This window comes from Enterobacter sp. MGH 16 (genome assembly GCF_000493175.1).
GTDB lineage: Bacteria > Pseudomonadota > Gammaproteobacteria > Enterobacterales > Enterobacteriaceae > Enterobacter > Enterobacter roggenkampii.
The window spans coordinates 2973689-2993818 of sequence record NZ_KI535695.1 but is presented as its reverse complement, the minus strand read 5'-3'; the positions used below and the strand labels follow the sequence as shown (position 1 = coordinate 2993818).

At 57.5% G+C, this 20130-nt stretch carries 13 protein-coding genes and 4 tRNA genes; 12 read left to right on the top strand and 5 right to left on the bottom strand.

Annotation, left to right across the window (positions count from 1 at the left end; genetic code table 11):
* Window positions 1-63: 63 nt before the first annotated feature.
* The 10 genes from lgt (at window position 64) to recD (ending at window position 15412) form a co-directional block, all read left to right on the top strand.
* Window positions 64-939: a prolipoprotein diacylglyceryl transferase gene (gene lgt / locus L362_RS08800; RefSeq protein WP_023344836.1), complete on the top strand. Its 876-nt coding sequence runs from the start codon at window positions 64-66 to the stop codon at window positions 937-939.
* Between the two features lie 6 nt (window positions 940-945).
* Window positions 946-1740, top strand: a complete 795-nt coding sequence (gene thyA, locus L362_RS08805; protein WP_008499663.1) for a thymidylate synthase — start codon at window positions 946-948, stop codon at window positions 1738-1740.
* A gap of 185 nt (window positions 1741-1925) precedes the next feature.
* Entirely contained in the window at window positions 1926-2390 is a 465-nt protein-coding gene (locus tag L362_RS08810; protein ID WP_032638032.1) for a prepilin peptidase-dependent protein, read from the top strand.
* The gene (locus tag L362_RS08815) at window positions 2381-2941 is read left to right on the top strand and encodes a prepilin peptidase-dependent protein (RefSeq protein ID WP_021242012.1); all 561 of its coding nucleotides are present in this window, start codon (window positions 2381-2383) and stop codon (window positions 2939-2941) included. The genes L362_RS08810 and L362_RS08815 overlap by 10 nt, the downstream gene beginning before the upstream one ends.
* On the top strand, window positions 2938-3339 hold the full coding sequence (locus tag L362_RS08820; protein ID WP_023344833.1) for a DUF2509 family protein: 402 nt from the start codon (window positions 2938-2940) through the stop codon (window positions 3337-3339). Before L362_RS08815 ends, L362_RS08820 begins: the two co-directional genes overlap by 4 nt.
* The gene (locus L362_RS08825; RefSeq protein ID WP_023344832.1) at window positions 3324-3647 is read left to right on the top strand and encodes a prepilin-type N-terminal cleavage/methylation domain-containing protein; all 324 of its coding nucleotides are present in this window, start codon (window positions 3324-3326) and stop codon (window positions 3645-3647) included. Before L362_RS08820 ends, L362_RS08825 begins: the two co-directional genes overlap by 16 nt.
* Window positions 3648-3659: 12 nt before the next feature.
* Window positions 3660-7034, top strand: coding sequence for an exodeoxyribonuclease V subunit gamma (gene recC, locus L362_RS08830; RefSeq protein ID WP_023344831.1), 3375 nt, complete (start codon window positions 3660-3662; stop codon window positions 7032-7034).
* 139 nt (window positions 7035-7173) lie between these two features.
* Window positions 7174-10056 carry a pitrilysin gene (gene ptrA, locus L362_RS08835; protein WP_023344830.1) on the top strand — a complete coding sequence of 961 codons (2883 nt, stop codon included), beginning with the start codon at window positions 7174-7176 and terminating at the stop codon, window positions 10054-10056.
* Window positions 10053-13595, top strand: coding sequence for an exodeoxyribonuclease V subunit beta (recB, locus tag L362_RS08840; RefSeq protein ID WP_023344829.1), 3543 nt, complete (start codon window positions 10053-10055; stop codon window positions 13593-13595). The genes ptrA and recB overlap by 4 nt, the downstream gene beginning before the upstream one ends.
* Complete coding sequence (gene recD, locus L362_RS08845; protein ID WP_023344828.1) at window positions 13592-15412, top strand: exodeoxyribonuclease V subunit alpha; 1821 nt, start codon at window positions 13592-13594, stop codon at window positions 15410-15412. Before recB ends, recD begins: the two co-directional genes overlap by 4 nt.
* A gap of 34 nt (window positions 15413-15446) precedes the next feature.
* Here recD and argA read toward each other — a convergent pair whose 3' ends face one another.
* Window positions 15447-16778 carry an amino-acid N-acetyltransferase gene (gene argA, locus L362_RS08850; protein WP_008499655.1) on the bottom strand — a complete coding sequence of 444 codons (1332 nt, stop codon included), beginning with the start codon at window positions 16776-16778 and terminating at the stop codon, window positions 15447-15449.
* Between the two features lie 227 nt (window positions 16779-17005).
* Here argA and amiC point away from each other — a divergent pair, with 227 nt between their 5' ends.
* Window positions 17006-18259: an N-acetylmuramoyl-L-alanine amidase AmiC gene (gene amiC / locus L362_RS08855; protein ID WP_021242006.1), complete on the top strand. Its 1254-nt coding sequence runs from the start codon at window positions 17006-17008 to the stop codon at window positions 18257-18259.
* 87 nt (window positions 18260-18346) lie between these two features.
* Here amiC and L362_RS08860 read toward each other — a convergent pair.
* From L362_RS08860 to L362_RS08875, 4 genes are all read right to left on the bottom strand, one after another.
* Window positions 18347-18423: transfer RNA gene (locus tag L362_RS08860), tRNA-Met, on the bottom strand.
* A 44-nt stretch (window positions 18424-18467) separates the two neighbouring features.
* Window positions 18468-18544: transfer RNA gene (locus L362_RS08865), tRNA-Met, on the bottom strand.
* A gap of 44 nt (window positions 18545-18588) precedes the next feature.
* A tRNA-Met gene (locus L362_RS08870) sits at window positions 18589-18665 on the bottom strand.
* 44 nt (window positions 18666-18709) lie between these two features.
* A tRNA-Met gene (locus L362_RS08875) sits at window positions 18710-18786 on the bottom strand.
* Between the two features lie 208 nt (window positions 18787-18994).
* Between L362_RS08875 and mltA the strand changes: the two genes are divergently transcribed.
* Window positions 18995-20092 carry a murein transglycosylase A gene (gene mltA / locus L362_RS08880; protein WP_021241890.1) on the top strand — a complete coding sequence of 366 codons (1098 nt, stop codon included), beginning with the start codon at window positions 18995-18997 and terminating at the stop codon, window positions 20090-20092.
* Window positions 20093-20130: the final 38 nt, after the last annotated feature.

The following is a 20130-nucleotide window of genomic DNA, read 5'->3' as shown; positions in this document are numbered from 1 at the left end:
CGGCAGAATCGCATTTCTACCGCTGTCCACTTTCAGCGGAATAACAACATCTTGTGGTGACAGATGAACAGTGGTTATCTGCATTTTCCGGAATTTGATCCGGTCATTTTCTCAATAGGACCTGTTTCGCTTCACTGGTACGGTCTGATGTACCTGGTGGGCTTCATTTTTGCCATGTGGCTCGCGGGCCGTCGCGCCAGCCGTCCTGGCAGCGGCTGGACTAAAAACGAAGTTGAAAACCTGCTCTATGCGGGCTTCCTCGGCGTGTTCCTGGGTGGCCGAATTGGGTATGTGCTGTTCTATAACTTCCCGGTCTTCCTGAACGATCCCCTCTATCTGTTCCGCGTCTGGGACGGCGGCATGTCCTTCCACGGCGGCCTGATTGGGGTGATTCTGGTGATGGTGATTTTTGCCAAACGCACCAAACGCAACTTCTTCCAGGTGTCAGATTTCATCGCACCGCTGATCCCGTTTGGTCTCGGCGCTGGCCGTCTGGGCAACTTTATCAACGGTGAGCTGTGGGGGCGTGTCGACCCGAGCGTTTCCTTTACCATGCTGTTCCCGGGCTCGCGCGCGGAAGACATGGCGCTGTTGCCGTCGCATCCTGAGTGGCAGTCCATTTTCGATACCTACGGCGTGCTGCCGCGCCATATGTCCCAGCTGTACGAGCTGGCGCTGGAAGGCGTGGTGCTGTTTATCATCCTCAACCTGTTTATCCGCAAGCCACGTCCGATGGGGGCTGTTTCCGGGCTGTTCCTGATTGGCTATGGCGCGTTCCGCATCATCGTCGAATTCTTCCGCCAGCCTGACGCCCAGTTTACCGGCGAGTGGGTACAGTACATCAGCATGGGGCAGATCCTCTCCATTCCGATGATCGTCGCGGGTGCCATTATGATGATTTGGGCGTATCGTCGTCGTCCACAGCAACAACTTTCCTGAGGAACCATGAAACAGTATCTTGAATTGATGAAAAAAGTGCTCGATGAGGGCACGCCGAAAAATGACCGCACCGGTACCGGTACGCTCTCCATTTTTGGCCACCAGATGCGCTTCAACCTGCAGGAAGGCTTCCCGCTGGTGACGACAAAGCGCTGCCACCTGCGCTCGATCATTCATGAACTGCTCTGGTTCCTGCAAGGCGATACTAACGTTGCGTATCTGCACGAAAATAACGTTTCCATCTGGGACGAATGGGCAGACGAGAACGGCAACCTGGGCCCCGTTTACGGCAAGCAGTGGCGCGCATGGCCAACGCCTGATGGCCGCCATATTGACCAGATCACCACCGTGATGAACCAGCTGAAAAACGATCCGGACTCGCGCCGCATCATCGTTTCCGCCTGGAACGTTGGCGAACTGGATAAAATGGCGCTGGCGCCGTGCCACGCGTTCTTCCAGTTCTATGTCGCTGACGGCAAGCTCTCCTGCCAGCTCTACCAGCGCTCCTGTGACGTGTTCCTCGGCCTGCCGTTTAACATTGCCAGCTATGCACTGTTAGTTCATATGATGGCGCAGCAGTGCGACCTGGAAGTGGGTGATTTCGTCTGGACCGGTGGGGATACCCATCTCTACAGCAACCATATGGAACAGACGCATCTCCAGCTTACCCGCGAACCGCGTGCGCTGCCGAAGCTGATTATCAAACGCAAACCGGCATCCATCTTCGACTACCGCTTTGAAGATTTCGAGATTGAGGGCTACGACCCCCATCCGGGCATCAAAGCGCCTGTCGCTATCTGATGCGGTAAAGCCTGACACAACCGGTGCTGTTTAGCGCCGGTTTTTTTTTCGCCTTTCTCCCGTTTCCCGAAGCGCTATCCAGAAGGCGTGCAACGCGCTGCAACCCTCCCAATTCTGCGGATGACGCCTCGCAAAACGATAATCCGATGCTCGTCATGTTCACGGCGCTTCGCCACACTCCCGGTATGAAAAAAGAGAACGGTTTTACGCTTATCGAAACGCTGGTCGCCGTTTCGCTTGTCGTCATCCTCAGCGCCTCAGGCCTGTACGGCTGGGACTGCTGGCAACGGCAGCAGCGGCTGTGGCAAACCGCCAGTCAGGTGCGAGATTACCTGCTGTTTCTGCGCAACCATGCCAACCGCCACAACAGCGACCACCAAATTATCCTTCAGCGGGTGGGCGATCGGGACTGTCTGGTGAGCTCTGCCGTGCAGGTCTGTGAGAAGGACAGTCCCTTTGTGCTACTCCCCCTCTGGCCTGAGGTCGCGATCGGCGAGGTCACGCCGTCGCTGGGGTTCTATGGATTACGGGATACGGCATGGGCAGGGCGGATACGCGTTCAAAGTCGTGCCGGAGACTGGCTGATTATCGTTTCAGACGGAGGGCGCATCAGGATGTGTAAGGTCTCCGAGGGAGGACAATGTCGATGAGACAGGGCGGCTTTTCGCTTACCGAAGTGCTGATTGCTACGGCCATCAGCAGCCTGTTATTGATAAGCGCATCGCGCTTTTTGCCCGGATTGCAGCGGGCGGTATTACTGCAATCTGCCCAGCGAGAGCTGGAAGAAGAGGTCTGGCAACGCCTGTTCGCCCTCGGCAAACAGCTTCAGCGTGCAGGGTACTGCGCGGGAAATTGCCAGGGACAGGCGCTGACAATCGGCAGGCAGGGGCGCTGCATCATTGCGCGGTGGGATGCCAACAGTAACGGCTACTGGGATAGCAGCGCGTCAGAAAATGACAGCACCGGTTTTCGTCTGGAATCGGGGGCGCTGGAAACCCTGCGTGGCGCGACGTCGTGTGAAGGAAAAGGGTGGGAAAAGCTCACGGACCCGGACAGGCTTGCGATAGCACACTTTGTGGTGAGGAGAGTCGAACATGCCGGTTTTGCGCCAGAGCTGAATATCGAACTGGCCGCGAGGCGTAAAGATGAAAAAGGGGAACCCTGGCAGGCGTTGTATACGGTCACGGGGTACAACCTGTGAATCGTCAACGCGGCATATCTTCGCTGGCGCTGGTTCTGCTTTTACTGGTGCTTGGTACTTTGATCCTGACGGGCCTCAATCAGCAGCTCACAACGTTCAGTGCGCTCGTCGGCGGTGAGAACCGCTCGCTTCAGCAGCAGGCGACGGTGCAGTCCGCGCTTGAGTGGGGGCGCGTTCAGCGCTGGGCGTCAGCGCCACCAGTCCAGTGCAAAACGACATCGGCATGGCGGGTGTGTTTGCGTCAGCTGAGCGAGGCGCGGGTACTACTGATAGCCGGCGGCAACGACCTGCTGCTCTGGCGCAGGGGAGAGATCGTCGACGGGATAGTGCGCTTTTCGCCTCACGGCTGGAGCGATTTTTGCCCCCTTAAGGAGAGTGCGTTATGTCAGCTGCCGTGAGCAGAGAAAAAGGGTTTAGCATGGTTGAGGTCCTGCTGGCGATGATGCTGCTGGTGGTGGTCGTGACGGCACTGTCGGGGTATCACCGGGCGCTGGCGGCGCGGTTCACCGTGTTTAATCAGTATCGCCAGCTCTGGCACCATGCCTGGAACCAGTCTCAGCTCTCAACAAATGTTCTCCCGGCAGGCTGGCAGGCCAGTCGGGGGCAGACAACGCTCGAAGGATGTGTCAGCATCACGGTTACACTTATTTCTTCTCTGGGTCGGCGCGGTGAGTTAACGCGTCTGCATTGCCCGGTTAGCCAGTAGTCGGGAGCGTCTATGTTAAGGGTCTACCACTCAAATCGTCTGGATGTGCTGGAAGCACTGATGGAGTTTATCGTTGAGCGCGAGCGGCTTGACGATCCTTTTGAGCCTGAAATGGTGCTGGTGCAGAGCACCGGTATGGCGCAGTGGCTGCAAATGTCGCTTTCCCGCAAATTTGGTATTGCCGCGAATATTGATTTTCCGCTGCCTGCGAGCTTCATCTGGGAGATGTTTGTCCGCGTGTTGCCGGATATCCCGGAGCAGAGCGCCTTCAACAAGCAGGCCATGAGCTGGAAGCTGATGGCGCTGCTGCCGGAAATGCTGCAGCACGATGAATTTGCCATGCTGCGCCACTACCTCAATGACGATACCGACAAGCGCAAGCTGTTCCAGCTGGCGTCGCGCACTGCCGATCTCTACGACCAATACCTTGTTTACCGCTCCGACTGGTTAATTCGTTGGGAAGCGGGCGAGTTGGTTGAAGGCCTGCCGGAGGCGCAAATATGGCAGGCCCCGCTGTGGAAAGCGCTTGTGGAGCATACCGAGAGACTGGGCCAGCCTAAGTGGCACCGTGCCAATCTCTACGATCGGTTTATCTCGATACTTGAAAATGCGTCGGAACGCCCGGCCCGACTGCCGTCACGCGTTTTTATCTGCGGGATATCCGCATTACCCCCTGTCTATCTGAAGGCGCTGAATGCGCTGGGTAAACATATTGATATTCATATTTTGTTTACCAACCCTTGCCGACAGTATTGGGGGGATATTCTCGACGAACGCTGGCTTGCACGGCTGGTAACTCGCCAAAGAAAGCGCCTTTTTGAAGAACGATCCATCCCGCTGTTTAAAGACGGCTCGACGGCCGGGCAGCTTTTCGATGAAGACGGTATCCAGAACCTGCCCAATCCGCTGCTTGCCTCGTGGGGGAAGCTGGGGCGTGACTACATTCACATGCTTTCAGACATCACTTCCTCAGGTGAAGGTGATGTGGATGCCTTTGTTGAGATCGCCCCGGACTGCCTGCTGCATAATATTCAGTTAGATATTCTGGATCTTGAAAACCGCGCCGTCATGGGCGTGACGGCGAACGAGTTCGAACGCAGCGACAATAAGCGAAAACTGGATCCTGACGATCGCAGCGTCACGATCCACGTTTGCCACAGCCCGCAGCGTGAGGTCGAAGTGCTTCACGACCAGCTGCTGGCGATGCTGCAGGAAGATCCCGACCTGACGCCACGCGATATCGTGGTGATGGTGGCGGATATCGACACCTACAGTCCCTTTATTCAGGCCGTCTTTGGCAGCGCGACGGGGGAACGGTACCTGCCTTACGCGATATCTGACCGTCGTGCCCGCCAGTCGCATCCGGTATTGCAGGCGTTTATCACTCTGCTTTCACTGCCGGAGAGCCGGTTTATCTCCGAAGATGTCCTGGCGTTGCTGGATGTTCCCGTGCTGGCCGCACGCTTCAACATTAATGAAGAGGGTCTGCGCTACCTTCGTCAGTGGGTGAATGAGTCTGGCGTGCGCTGGGGGATCGATGACGATAACGTTCAGGAGTTCGAGCTTCCCGCAACCGGACAGCACACCTGGCGATTTGGCCTGACGCGTATGCTGTTGGGCTACGCCATGGAAAGCAGCCAGGGCGAGTGGAATGAGGTGCTGCCTTATGATGAGTCCAGCGGGTTGATTGCTGAACTGGTAGGGCATTTAGCATCGCTATTAATGCAGCTTAATCGCTGGCGATATGCGCTGTTGCAGCCGCGTCCACTTGAAGAATGGCTCCCGGTCTGCAGGGCGTTACTCAATGATTTCTTCCTGCCGGACAATGACACCGAAGCGGCGATGGCGCTCATTGAAACCCAGTGGCAGGCTATCATCGACGAAGGCGTGAATTCCCACTACCACGAGGCCATCCCGCTGTCGCTGTTGCGTGATGAGCTGACGCAGCGGCTTGACCAGGAGCGAATCAGCCAGCGTTTCCTGGCGGGGCCTGTCAATATCTGCACCCTGATGCCCATGCGTTCTATCCCGTTCAGGGTGGTCTGCCTGCTTGGCATGAACGACGGTGTGTATCCGCGCGCGCTGCCGCCGCTGGGGTTCGACTTGATGAGCGCAAACCCAAAACGGGGCGATCGTAGCCGCCGGGATGATGACCGCTACCTCTTCCTTGAAGCGCTCATTTCTGCTCAGAGCAAGCTCTATATCAGCTATATCGGCCGTTCTATTCAGGACAACAGCGAGCGTTTCCCCTCCGTACTGGTGCAGGAGCTGGTGGACTATATCGGCCAGAGCCACTACCTGCCGGGAGATGAAGAGCGCAACTGTGATGAAAGCGAGCAGAGGGTGAAAGCCCATATCACCTGTTTCCACAGCCGCATGCCGTTTGACCCGGTGAACTATATTGCCGGCGAGCGCCAGAGCTATGCCCATGAGTGGTTACCGGCGGCGAAAAAAGAGGGGAATGCGCATACTGATTTCATTCAGGAACTTGACCCGCGCCCCATCGACACCCTGACCTTCGAGCAGCTTCAGCGGTTTTGGGCACATCCGGTGCGCGCCTTCTTCCAGCAGCGACTGCAGGTCAACTTCCGCTCTGAAGAGAGTGAAATTCCTGATGCAGAACCGTTTACGCTGGAAGGTCTGGAGCGCTACCAGTTAAACCTGCAGCTGCTGAATGCGCTGGTTGAAGAGGAAGATGCGGACAAACTTTACCGTCGCTACCGTGCTGCGGGTCAGCTGCCCTACGGAGCGTTCGGGGAGATCGTCTGGGAGGCGCAGTGCCAGGAGATGACCGCTCTGGCAGAGCGCGTAAGAGCGTGCCGACAGCCGGGGAAAAGTATTGAAATTGATCTCAACTGCAACGGGGTACAGCTCACGGGCTGGTTAACCCAGGTACAGCCGGATGGGCTGCTGCGCTGGCGGCCCTCAATGCTAAGCGTTTCGCAAGGATTGCAACTCTGGCTGGAACATCTTGTCTACAGTGCGGGTGGGCATAAAGGCGAAAGCCGCATTTTCGTGCGCAAAGAGGGCGAATGGCGCTTCCCGCCGATGGAGGCCGAGCAGGCGTTAGGTTATCTGTCTTTGTACATTGAAGGCTACCGTCAGGGAATGAACAAACCGCTCCTGTTACTACCGGAAAGTGGCGGCGCCTGGATAAAAGCCTGTTATGACGCGCAGAATGATGCGATGTTAACGGATGAGGCTTCGCTCCAGAAAGCGCGCAGTAAGTTTATGCAGGCCTATGAAGGAAACATGATGGTGCGGGGTGAAGGTGAGGATGTCTGGTATCAGCGTTTGTGGCGAGCGCTCGAGCCAGAATACTTTGAGGCGATCACGGAAGAGGCGCAGCGCTACCTGTTGCCGTTGTTTAGATTTAATCAGTCCTGAGTGCTGTATAAAAATTGCGCAGATAAAGGTGTTCATTTATGATGCACTTCTTATCACGGACTGATGTACCCAAAGAAAGAGATGTTGGCGTGTCCAGCACGCAGTTTGTTAATGATGTAGCCGTGATAAAGAGGTCGTAATGCCAGGCAGCACCTTGTTTAAAGCGTTTGTTTTGTTTATTGCCCTTTGGGCGCCCGTCACTCACGCAGACTCCGGTTGGCAACCCGTTCAGGAAACTATCCGTAAGAGCGAAAAAGATACCCGTCAATATCAGGCTATTCGCCTTGATAACGGGATGACCGTGCTGCTGGTTTCCGACCCGCAGGCGGTGAAATCCCTGTCGGCATTAGTGGTGCCGGTTGGGTCGCTGGAAGATCCTGACGCTCATCCTGGGCTTGCACACTATCTGGAACATATGACGCTGATGGGGTCAAAAAAATACCCGCAGCCAGATAGCCTGTCCGAATTTCTGAAGATGCATGGCGGCAGCCACAATGCCAGTACGGCACCGTACCGCACGGCCTTTTATCTCGAAGTCGAAAATGATGCGCTGGAAGGGGCTGTCGATCGCCTTGCCGATTCCATCGCCGCGCCGTTGCTGGATAAAAAATACGCCGATCGTGAACGTAATGCGGTGAATGCCGAGCTGACCATGGCCCGCACGCGAGACGGTATGCGCATGGCGCAGGTCAGCGCCGAAACCATCAACCCTGCGCACCCGGGTTCGCGCTTCTCCGGTGGTAACCTGGAAACCTTGAGCGACAAACCGAACAGCCCGGTGCTGGATGCCCTGCACGCGTTTCGCGATAAATACTACTCCGCCAACCTGATGAAAGCGGTCATCTACAGCAATAAACCGTTGCCGGAGCTGGCAGCCATGGCGGCCAAAACCTTTGGCCGGGTGCCGAATAAAAATATCGACCTGCCGCAAATAACCGTTCCGGTGGTCACTGACGCGCAAAAAGGCATCGTGATCCACTACGTTCCTGCCATGCCGCGCAAAGTGCTGCGCGTGGAATTCCGCATTGATAACAACACGGCACAGTTCCGCAGTAAAACCGATGAGCTGGTCACCTATCTGATTGGTAACCGTAGCCCGGGTACGCTGTCTGACTGGCTGCAAAAGCAGGGGCTGGCGGAAGGCATTCGCGCCGACTCCGATCCGGTTGTGAACGGCAATAGCGGCGTGCTGGCGATCTCCGCCACCCTGACTGACAAAGGACAGGCCAACCGTGATGAAGTCGTAGCGGCTATCTTTAGCTACCTCTCCTTACTGCGTGAGAAAGGCGTCGATAAGCGCTATTTTGATGAACTCGCGCACGTGCTGGATCTCGATTTCCGCTACCCGTCCATCACCCGCGACATGGATTATGTGGAGTGGCTGGCGGACACCATGATCCGCGTGCCGGTGGAACATACCCTCGACGCGGTAAATATTGCCGACCAGTATGATGCCGGGGCGGTAAAAGCCCGCCTGGCGATGATGACGCCGGAGAATGCCCGCATCTGGTACATCAGCCCGAACGAACCGCATAACAAGACGGCGTACTTTGTCGATGCCCCTTATCAGGTGGATAAAATCAGCGCCCAGACCTTCGCCGACTGGCAGAAGAAGGCCGGGGAGATTGCGTTGAAGCTGCCGGAGCTGAACCCCTATATTCCGGATGACTTCTCGCTGATCAAAACGACGAAAGATTACCCGCATCCGGAACTCATCATTGATGAGCCCACGCTGCGCGTCGTGTACACCCCAAGCCGCTATTTCGCCAGCGAGCCAAAGGCCGATGTCAGCGTGGTGCTGCGTAACCCGAAAGCCATGAACAGCGCCAAAAATCAGGTGATGTTCGCGCTCAATGACTATCTCGCCGGTATCGCGCTCGATCAGCTCAGCAACCAGGCCGCCGTGGGCGGGATCAGCTTCTCCACCAACGCCAATAACGGTTTGATGCTTAATGCAAACGGCTATACCCAGCGCTTGCCTCAGCTGTTCCAGGCCCTGCTGGAGGGCTACTTCAGCTACACGCCGACGGAAGAGCAGCTTGAGCAGGCTAAATCCTGGTATGCCCAGATGATGGATTCTGCCGAGAAGGGCAAGGCTTACGATCTGGCGCTTATGCCGGCGCAAATGCTGTCGCAGGTTCCTTATTTCCAGCGTGAGGATCGCCGCGCGCTGCTGCCTTCCATCTCCTTAAAAGACGTGCTGGCGTACCGCGATGCGCTGAAAACCAACACGCGTCCGGAGTTCCTGATCGTTGGCAACATGAGTGAGGAGCAGGCCAAAACCCTGGCGGAGAATGTTCGCACTCAGCTCGCCTCTAAAGGCGACGAGTGGTGCCGCAACCAGGACGTGCTGGTTGAGAAAAAGCAGAATGTAATCTTTGAAAAAGCGGGTAACAGCACGGATTCCGCGCTGGCCGCGGTCTTTGTGCCAACGGGCTACGATGAATTCGCCAGTTCAGCGCAGAGCGCCGTGCTGGGACAGATTATTCAGCCGTGGTTCTATAACCAGTTACGCACAGAGGAGCAGCTTGGCTACGCGGTGTTTGCCTTCTCCATGAACGTCGGTCGTCAGTGGGGGCTGGGGTTCCTGCTGCAAAGCAGCGATAAACAACCGGCGTATCTCTGGCAGCGTTACCAGGCTTTCTTCCCGCAGGTGGAAGCAAAACTGCGTGCCATGAAGCCGGAAGAGTTTGCCCAGATCCAGCAGGCCGTCATCGCGCAGGTGATGCAGCCGCCGCAGACGCTGGGTGAAGAAGCCTCGCAGCTGAGCAAAGATTTCGATCGCGGTAATCTGAAATTTGATTCGCGTGATAAAGTAGTGGCCGAGATAAAACAGCTGACGCCGCAGAAGGTTGCCGACTTCTTCCATCAGGCGGTCATTAAGCCGCAGGGAATCACCATCCTGTCCCAGGTTTCCGGTAGCCAGAACGGGAAAACGGAATACGTGAATCCGAAAGGCTGGAAAGTCTGGAAGAGCGTCAGCGCGCTGCAGCAATCTATGCCCTGGAGTAAGAAAGAATGACCGATACCGCTGAGTCCCTTGATCCCTTACGTTTACCTCTGCAGGGTGAACGATTGATTGAAGCCTCAGCGGGAACGGGAAAAACCTTCACCATTGCCGCCCTCTATCTGCGCCTGCTGTTAGGCCTTGGCGGCAACGCCGCTTTTCCACGTCCTTTGAGCGTGGAAGAGCTGCTGGTGGTCACCTTCACCGAGGCCGCTACCGCGGAGCTGCGGGGCCGTATTCGTACCAATATCCACGAGCTGCGCATCGCCTGTCTGCGTCAGAGCACGGATAACCCCCTCTACGCCAGCCTTCTGGAAGAGATTGCCGATAAGCAGCAGGCAGCCCAGTGGCTGCTGCTCGCTGAACGGCAGATGGACGAAGCGTCCGTCTTTACCATTCACGGTTTTTGCCAGCGCATGCTGAGCCTGAACGCGTTCGAGTCCGGTATGCTGTTCGAACAGCAGCTTATTGAAGATGAATCCGTGCTTCGCTATCAGGCCTGCGCGGATTTCTGGCGTCGCCACTGCTACCCCTTACAGCGCGATATTGCCGAAGCGGTACACGCGCTCTGGAAAGGCCCGGAAGCGCTGCTGCGCGCGATCGATCGTTATCTGCAGGGGGAAGCGCCGGTCATCAAATCCCCGCCGCCGGCAGATGAAACCCTGGCCACGCGGCATGAAAAAATCATCGCGAAAATTGCGGACATCAAGCAAAAATGGATGGCGTCAGTCGGCGAGATTGACGCCATCATCGAAAATTCCGGCATCGATCGTCGCAAGTTCAACCGTGGCAATCAGGGAAAATGGATCGACAAGGTCAGCGCCTGGGCGCAGGAAGAGACGCGGGGCTACCAGCTCCCGGACGCGCTGGAGAAATTCTCCCAACGTTTCCTGGCTGAGCGGACAAAAGCCGACGGCATTGTACCTGAGCATCCCCTGTTTGTGGCGATTGAAACCCTGCTGGCGGAGCCCCTTACGCTCAACGATCTGATGATCGCTCGCGCCATGACGGAAATTCGTGAAGCCGTGGCGAGCGAAAAGCGCCGCCGTGGCGAGCTGGGGTTCGACGATATGCTGAGCCGCCTGGATGCGGCGCTGTGCAGTGAAAATGGCGAAGCGCTTGCCGCCGCGATTCGCACCCGCTTCCCGGTGGCGATGATAGACGAATTCCAGGACACCGACCCTCAGCAGTACCGCATTTTCCGCCGTATCTGGCGCCAGCAGCCCGACACCGCGCTGCTGTTAATCGGCGATCCGAAACAGGCCATCTACGCCTTCCGCGGTGCGGATATTTTCACCTATATGAAGGCCCGCAGCGAGGTTGATGCGCACTACACGCTCGATACCAACTGGCGCTCCTCTCCCGGCATGGTGGAAAGCGTCAACGCGCTGTTTAGCCGCATGGATACGGCGTTTATGTTCCGTGAGATCCCGTTTCAGCCGGTAAAATTTGCCCCGAAAAATGCCTCGTTGCGCTTCGAGTTTAACGGCGTGACGCAGCCTGCCATGAACTTCTGGCTGCTGGATGGGGAAGGCTGCGGCGTTGCCGACTATCAAAATGCCATGGCCCAGCACTGTGCTGCGCAAATCCGTGACTGGCTCAGTGCGGGAGCGCGAGGCGAGGCGCTGCTGTGGAAGGGGGATAACCCCACCCCGGTAAAGGCATCGGATATTACGGTGCTGGTGCGCAGCCGTCAGGAGGCCGCATTAATCCGCGACGCCCTGACGTTACTGAATATCCCCTCCGTCTACCTCTCGAACCGTGACAGCGTCTTTGAAACGCTGGAGGCGCAGGAGATGTTATGGCTGCTGCAGGCCGTGCTGGCCCCGGAGCGGGAAAGTACATTGCGCAGCGCATTAGCCAGCGCGATGCTCGGACTGAACGCGCGCGATATTGATGCGCTCAACAATGACGAAGCCGCGTGGGATGCGGTGGTGGAAGAGTTTGTCCACTACCGGGAAAGATGGCAGAAGCGCGGGGTGATGGCGATGGTGCGCGAGCTCATGGCTCAGCGCCACATTGCCGAGAATATGCTGGCTACCGCAGGTGGCGAGCGGCGTTTGACCGATATTTTACACATCAGCGAACTCTTGCAGGAGGCGGGTACGCAGCTGGAGAGCGAGCACGCCCTGGTGCGCTGGCTGGCGCAGCAGATTGCCGATCCGAACACCAATTCATCCAGCCAGCAGATGCGCCTCGAGAGTGATAAACATCTGGTGCAGATCGTCACCATCCACAAGTCGAAAGGCCTGGAATATCCGCTGGTCTGGCTGCCGTTTATCGCCAATTACCGCGTGCAGGATCAGGCTTTTTACCACGATCGCGAGTCGTTCGAGGCGGTGCTCGATCTCAGCAACGCGGAGTCCAGCGTTGAGCTGGCAGAGGCCGAACGTCTGGCGGAAGATTTGCGCCTGCTCTACGTGGCGCTGACCCGCTCGGTATGGCACTGCAGCCTGGGCGTTGCGCCGCTGTTCCGTCGTCGGGGCGAAAAGAGCGGAGAGAGCGATTTTCATCTGAGCGCGCTGGGGCGGCTTATTCAGCAGGGTGAACCCAAAGACGCGGCGGGCCTGCGCCAGTGCATCGAATCGCTTTGTACTGAGCATGTTGCCCTGTATATTCCATCGCTGCCCGACAACAGCCGCTGGCACATGCCGGAGCCGCACGAGTCAGATCTCCATGCCCGTCAGGTGGTACGTACGATTGCCGACGACTGGCGCGTGACCAGCTACTCTGGCTTACAGCAGCACGGGCAGAGTATTGCGCAGGATCTGATGCCAAAACTGGACGTGGATGCCGCAGGCGCCGGTAGCGTACCCGCTGAGCCGGTGCTGACGCCGCACCAGTTCCCGCGCGGCGCCTCGCCGGGCACGTTTTTACACAGCCTGTTTGAAGAGCTGGATTTTACCCAGCCGGTTTCCGAAGAGTGGGTGCTGAAGATGCTACAGAGCGGTGGTTACGACGCGCAATGGCAGCCGGTTCTTACTGAATGGATCCGCGCGGTTCTGCACGCCCCGCTCACGGCCCAGGGGATCTCGCTTAGCCAGTTGACCACCAAAGATAAGCAGGTGGAGATGGAGTTTTACCTCCCCATCGCCAGCCCGCTCAGGGCCGAGGTGCTTGATGCGTTGATCCGCGAGTACGATCCGCTGTCCGCCGGGTGCCCGCCGCTGAACTTCCGCCAGGTGCAAGGAATGCTAAAAGGCTTTATCGACCTTGTTTTCCGCCACGACGGGCGCTACTACCTGCTGGATTACAAATCGAACTGGCTGGGTGAAAACAGCGAAGCCTATACCCAACAGGCGATGGCGTCGGCTATGCAACTGCATCGCTACGATCTGCAGTACCAGCTTTATACCCTGGCGCTGCACCGTTACCTGCGCCATCGTATTGCCGATTACCGTTACGACGCGCATTTTGGTGGCGTGATTTACCTGTTCCTGCGCGGCGTGGATGCCAACGACCCGCGTTCCGGCGTCTTTAGCACGCGTCCGGCTGCGGAACTGATTGAAAAAATGGATAACCTGTTTGCCGCAGGCACGGAGGAGATGGCATGACGATGCAGGCGCTACTGCTGGACGCGGTTGAACAACGATTACTTCGCCACCTGGACGTGCAGTTTGCCATGATGGTGGCAGGCGAGGAGCCTGCCGTCATGCTTGCCGCCGCGATTCTGAGCAAAGACGCGGGGGAGGGGCACGTATGCCTGCCGCTGTCGCGTCTGGCGGTGGATGAGAAAATGCCCCCGGCTTTACAGGCGTGTTTCGCGCTGCTGGGTGACGCACTGGACTGGCAGGCGATACTACGCGGTTCGCCTGCCGTGAGCGGAGCCGATACCGGGACGCCAATGATTCTGGTCGGCGAGCGTTTGTATCTTAACCGGCTGTGGCGTAACGAACTGACGGTGGCGCGCTTCTTCAGCGAGACCAACGCCCCGCTTCCCTGCGATGAAACGCAGCTCCGGCAAACGCTGGATGCGCTGTTTTCCTCTGACGAGGCGACAGACTGGCAGAAAGTGGCGGCAGCCGTGGCCTTAACGCGTCGGATCTCGGTGATTTCAGGCGGACCGGGCACCGGGAAAACGACCACCGTGGCAAAACTGCTTGCCGCGCTGATTCAGCTCTCGGGTGAGCAAAAGTGCCGTATTCGCCTGGCGGCTCCCACCGGTAAAGCGGCGGCGCGTCTGACGGAGTCGTTAGGCGGCGCGCTGCAAAAGCTGCCGCTTACCGGGGAGCAGCTGGCGCTTTTCCCCAACGAAGCCAGCACGCTACACCGTTTGCTTGGCGCTCAGCCTGGCAGCCAGCGTTTGCGCTACCATGCCGGTAATCCCCTGCACCTGGATGTGCTGGTGGTGGATGAGGCGTCGATGATTGACCTGACGATGATGTCGCGTTTGATTGATGCCCTACCGCCGCACGCGCGCGTTATTTTCCTGGGCGATCGCGACCAGCTTGCCTCCGTGGAGGCGGGGGCTGTGCTGGGCGATATCTGCACCTATGCCAGCCTGGGATATACCGCAGAACGCGCTCAGGAGCTAGCCCGTCTCACCGGATGCTCGCTTACCTCTGAAAACCATTCGCTTGCAGGGGCGCTGCGCGACAGCCTGTGTCTGCTGCAGAAAAGCTACCGCTTCGGCAGCGATTCCGGTATCGGCCAGCTTGCGGCGGCCGTGAACCGGGGCGACCGGCGCACAACCACTGCGGTGTTTGACGGCACCTTTACGGATATTGAGAAAAAATCGCTGCAGACCGGGGAAGAGTATCAGGCGATGCTGGATGAGGCCCTGCAGGGGTATCAGCACTTTCTGACGGGCGTACAACAGCAGCGTTCGCCGGAGCAGGTCATTGCCGCATTTGGTGAATATCAGCTGCTCTGTGCGCTGAGGGAAGGTCCCTTTGGTGTCCGGGGCCTGAACGACAGGCTGGAACAGCTGCTGGTGCAAAAGCGTAAAATAAACCGCACCCCGCACTCGCGCTGGTATGAAGGGCGGCCGGTGATGATTTCCCGCAACGACAGCGCGCTGGGGTTGTTTAACGGGGATATCGGGATTGCGCTCGACTGCGGCCAGGGGCTGCGCGTCTGGTTCCAGATGCCGGACGGGAGCGTGAAGTCTTTCCAGCCCAGCCGTTTGCCCGAGCATGAAACCGCCTGGGCGATGACGGTGCATAAGTCCCAGGGCTCCGAGTTTAACCACGCGGCGCTGATCCTGCCCACGCAGCTTTCCCCCGTCATTACCCGCGAGCTGATCTATACCGCCATTACGCGCGCGCGTCAGCGCCTGTCGCTGTATACCGATGAACGCGTGCTGGTGCAGGCGATTGCCACCCGCACGGAACGCCGAAGCGGGCTGGGCGCGATATTTGAGTCCCTCTGAATGAAAGCCCTCGCCGCACGGTGAGGGCGTCGTATCATCCCAGGTCCGCCATCAGCACTTTTGAACGGCGCTGATAGTTGTACATCTCTTTCTTCGTTTCCGGCAGAGAATCGATATCCACCGGCGTGAAACCGCGCTCCTGGAACCAGTGAATGCTGCGCGTCGTCAGGACGAACAGCTTGCTCAGCCCCATCTGGCGCGCCTGTGCCGCCACGCGCTCAAGCAGCATTTCACCGCGTGAAGAGCTGCGGTAATCAGGATGCACCGCCACGCAGGCCATTTCACCGATCTTCTCTTCCGGGAACGGATAGAGCGCGGCGCAGGCAATCGTCAGGTTATCGCGCTGAATAATGGTGAATTTGTCGATCTCCATCTCCAGCTGCTCGCGTGAACGACGCACCAGAATGCCCTGCTGTTCCAGCGGGCGGATCAGCTCCAGAATGCCGCCGATGTCGTTAATGGTGGCGCGGCGGATCTGCTCCGCACTCTCCATGACAATCTGCGTACCAATACCGTCGCGGGAGAACAGCTCCTGCAGCAGGGCGCCGTCTTCCTGATAGCTGATCAGGTGGCTACGGCGCACGCCGCTGCGGCAGGCCTTCACGGCGCCACGCAGGAAGCGGACCGTGCCGGAGTGGTAATCGCCTTCGGCTTCCAGCGCCTCCACGCGGGCCTGGGCTTCATTCGGGAAGAGTTCCGGCACGATCGTTCCTTCATCATTCACGACGCCCTGGGAGGAGCAGAACCCAATCATTTTTTCCGCCTTCAGCTTGATCGCCAGCTGCGTGGCGATCTCTTCTGAGGTCAGGTTAAAGCTTTCGCCGGTCACGGAAACGGCGACCGGGCCCATCAGCACGATGGCGCCGCTGTCCAGCTGGCGGTGTATGGCTTCTTCATCAATACGACGAATGCGGCCGCTGTGGCAGTAATCCACGCCATCGTCCACGCCGAGCGGCTGGGCAATGATGAAGTTGCCGCTCACGACGTTGATATGCGCGCCCTGCAGCGGCGTGTTGTTCAGGCTCATGGACAGGCGAGCGGTGATATCCAGCTGCAGCAGACCTGCCGCCTGCTTCACCAGCTCAAGGGTTTTGGCATCCGTGACGCGGGTATGCTTGTGGTAAATCGGCTCGTGGTGGTGAGCGGCCAGGTTAGCGTCGATCTGCGGGCGCGCGCCATAGACCACCACCAGGCGGATCCCCAGGCTGTGCAGCAGGCCAATGTCATTGACGATGCTGGAAAAATTTTCATGCTCAATGGCTTCGCCGCCAAGCATGATGACAAACGTTTTTCCCCGATGGGCGTTGATATAGGGAACAGAATGGCGGAATCCCTGGACCAGTTCGGTTCTACGTTCCTTCACCATGGCACAACCCTTAATGAATGTTTATTCGTAATTTCTGTATTTTTATTCGATTGTGGCCGCGTGTGCAAGCGCAAATTTTCCGCGACCCACAGAAAATGATAAGTAATCCGTGCGTTAGCGTATGATTGTTTACCCTTTTATAGATGACAGTTTATGCGTCATTCGTTAAAGTTTTCGGTCAATCTGGACATTTTGTATATCAGTCAGTGTTCTTGCTCGGGAGAAGCATGTCGGGATCCAATTCAGCAATAAGCCGCCGCCGTTTGTTAAAAGGGGCCGGGGCAATGTGGTTGCTTAGCGTCAGTCAGGTCGGTCTTGCCGCCACCAGTCAGGTCGTGGCGGTGCGCGTCTGGCCATCGTCGACCTATACGCGCGTGACGGTCGAATCCAATCGCGTGCTGAAATATAAGCAATTTGCCCTCAGCAACCCGGAACGTGTGGTGGTGGATCTCGAAGGCGTTAACCTTAACTCCGTGCTGAAAGGGATGGCGGCGCAGATCCGCGGCGACGATCCGTTTATTAAATCGGCGCGCGTCGGGCAGTTCGATCCGCAAACCGTGCGCATGGTGTTTGAACTGAAGCAGAACGTGAAGCCGCAGCTGTTTGCCCTGGCGCCTGTCGCGACGTTCAAAGAGCGCCTGGTGATGGATCTCTACCCGGCCAATGCGACGGATATTCAGGATCCGCTTCTTGCCCTGCTGGAAGATTACAACAAAGGCGATCTGCAGCGTCAGGTTCCGCCGGCGCAAAGCGGTCCGCAGCCGGGGAAAGCAGGGCGCGATCGTCCGATTGTGATCATGCTCGATCCAGGCCACGGCGGCGAAGACTCCGGTGCGGTGGGGAAATACCGCACGCGTGAAAAAGACGTGGTTCTGCAAATTGCCCGTCGTCTGAAGGCGCTGATTGATAAAGAAGGCAATATGCGCGCCTATATGACGCGTAATGAAGACGTCTTTATTCCGCTGAAGGTCAGGGTGGCGAAAGCACAGAAGCAGCGCGCAGATTTGTTCGTCTCGATCCATGCGGATGCGTTTACCAGCCGTCAGCCAAGCGGCTCGTCGGTGTTTGCGCTCTCAACCAAAGGCGCGACCAGTACCGCAGCAAGATACCTGGCGGATACCCAGAACGCCTCGGACCTGATCGGTGGCGTGAGCAAAAGCGGCGACCGCTACGTCGACCACACCATGTTCGACATGGTGCAGTCGCTGACCATTAACGACAGCCTGAAGTTTGGTAAAGCGGTGCTGGGCAAGCTGGGCAACATCAATAAGCTGCACAAGAACAGCGTTGAACAGGCCGGATTTGCGGTACTCAAGGCGCCGGATATCCCGTCCATCCTGGTTGAAACCGCGTTTATCAGTAACGTGGAAGAGGAGCGTAAGCTCAAGACGGCAAAATTCCAGCAGGAAGTGGCGGAGTCGATTCTGGCAGGGATTCGTGCGTATTTCTCTGACGGGGCGACGCTGGCGCGGCGCGGGTAGATCTTTTGGCCGGGTAAACGCCCGGCAAATTCACAAACGACAGATACAAAAAAACACCCTTAAGGGTGTTTATTGTTTTAGAAGTGTTGGTTGCGGGGGCCGGATTTGAACCGACGACCTTCGGGTTATGAGCCCGACGAGCTACCAGGCTGCTCCACCCCGCGTCCGTCTTTCTACTCTCGCAGAAACTTACTTCTTCAAATTTGATTGGTTGCGGGGGCCGGATTTGAACCGACGACCTTCGGGTTATGAGCCCGACGAGCTACCAGGCTGCTCCACCCCGCGTCCGTCTTTCTACAGTCGTAGAAGATACTTCATCAAATTTTAATTGGTTGCGGGGGCCGGATTTGAACCGACGACCTTCGGGTTATGAGCCCGACGAGCTACCAGGCTGCTCCACCCCGCGTCCGTCTTTCTACAGTCGTAGAAGATACTTCATCAAATTTTAATTGGTTGCGGGGGCCGGATTTGAACCGACGACCTTCGGGTTATGAGCCCGACGAGCTACCAGGCTGCTCCACCCCGCGTCCGTGGATGCGCACTATACTCGGATAGACTTGTGATGCAACCCCTTTTTCACATTTATCATGATTTTGTATGCAAATTGAACGACATGGCGCGGTTTGGACTATTTTTTGCGCAAAATTTGCCAAAGGGCATGCGATCGCATTTCATTAGCCCTGGCGGTTTGTTATCTTCATCACGCGGAAATGGGCAACTTAAAGACGAGACAGAATGAAAGGACGTTGGGCGAAGTATCTGATGGCGGGCGCAATGGTAGCGATTCTTGCGGCCTGTTCTTCCAAACCGACCGATCGCGGTCAGCAGTATAAAGACGGGAAATTATCCCAGCCTTTCTCTTTAGTTAATCAGCCTGATGCGGTCGGCGCACCGATCAATGCCGGTGATTTCTCCGAGCAGGTCTACCAGATCCGCAACGCGTCACCGCGTCTGTACAGCGCACAGAACAACGTTTATAGCGCGGTACAGGACTGGCTGCGGGCGGGCGGCGATACGCGCAACATGCGTCAGTTTGGTATCGACGCCTGGCAGATGGAAGGGGCCGATAACTACGGCAACGTCCAGTTCACCGGCTATTACACCCCGGTTATTCAGGCACGACACACGCGTCAGGGCGAGTTCCAGTACCCTATCTACCGCATGCCGCCAAAACGCGGCCGTCTGCCGTCGCGCGCTGAGATCTACGCCGGTGCGCTGAGCGAAAACTACGTTCTTGCTTACAGCAACTCCCTGATGGACAACTTCATCATGGACGTTCAGGGCAGCGGCTATATTGATTTTGGCGACGGCTCGCCGCTTAACTTCTTTAGCTATTCCGGTAAAAACGGCCACGCCTATCGCAGTATTGGCAAGGTGCTGATCGACCGCGGCGAAGTGAAGAAAGAAGACATGTCGATGCAGGCGATCCGCGAGTGGGGCGAAAAGCACAGCGAAGCCGAGGTGCGTGAGCTGCTGGAGCAGAACCCGTCGTTCGTCTTCTTTAAACCGCAAAACTTCGCGCCGGTGAAAGGGGCGAGCGCGGTACCGCTGATTGGCCGTGCGTCGGTGGCATCGGATCGTTCGATTATTCCTGCGGGCACCACGCTGCTGGCTGAGGTCCCGTTACTGGACAACAACGGCAAGTTCAACGGCCAGTATGAGCTGCGTCTGATGGTGGCGCTGGACGTTGGCGGCGCGATCAAAGGGCAGCACTTCGATATCTATCAGGGCATTGGCCCGGATGCAGGCCACCGCGCAGGCTGGTATAACCACTACGGACGCGTGTGGGTGCTGAAGGCGGCACCGGGTGCCGGAAACGTATTCAGCGGCTGATTGTGGTATTCTGAGCGCAATACGGATTACTGTTCAGG

Coding starts and splice junctions, on each gene's coding strand:
- mltA (WP_021241890.1), top strand. CDS start 18,995: ATGAAAGGACGTTGGGCGAAGTATCTGATGGCGGGCGCAATGGTAGCG.
- amiC (WP_021242006.1), top strand. CDS start 17,006: ATGTCGGGATCCAATTCAGCAATAAGCCGCCGCCGTTTGTTAAAAGGG.
- L362_RS08810 (WP_032638032.1), top strand. CDS start 1,926: ATGAAAAAAGAGAACGGTTTTACGCTTATCGAAACGCTGGTCGCCGTT.
- recB (WP_023344829.1), top strand. CDS start 10,053: ATGACCGATACCGCTGAGTCCCTTGATCCCTTACGTTTACCTCTGCAG.
- L362_RS08815 (WP_021242012.1), top strand. CDS start 2,381: ATGTCGATGAGACAGGGCGGCTTTTCGCTTACCGAAGTGCTGATTGCT.
- recC (WP_023344831.1), top strand. CDS start 3,660: ATGTTAAGGGTCTACCACTCAAATCGTCTGGATGTGCTGGAAGCACTG.
- ptrA (WP_023344830.1), top strand. CDS start 7,174: ATGCCAGGCAGCACCTTGTTTAAAGCGTTTGTTTTGTTTATTGCCCTT.
- thyA (WP_008499663.1), top strand. CDS start 946: ATGAAACAGTATCTTGAATTGATGAAAAAAGTGCTCGATGAGGGCACG.
- argA (WP_008499655.1), bottom strand. CDS start 16,778: ATGGTGAAGGAACGTAGAACCGAACTGGTCCAGGGATTCCGCCATTCT.
- recD (WP_023344828.1), top strand. CDS start 13,592: ATGACGATGCAGGCGCTACTGCTGGACGCGGTTGAACAACGATTACTT.
- L362_RS08825 (WP_023344832.1), top strand. CDS start 3,324: ATGTCAGCTGCCGTGAGCAGAGAAAAAGGGTTTAGCATGGTTGAGGTC.
- lgt (WP_023344836.1), top strand. CDS start 64: ATGAACAGTGGTTATCTGCATTTTCCGGAATTTGATCCGGTCATTTTC.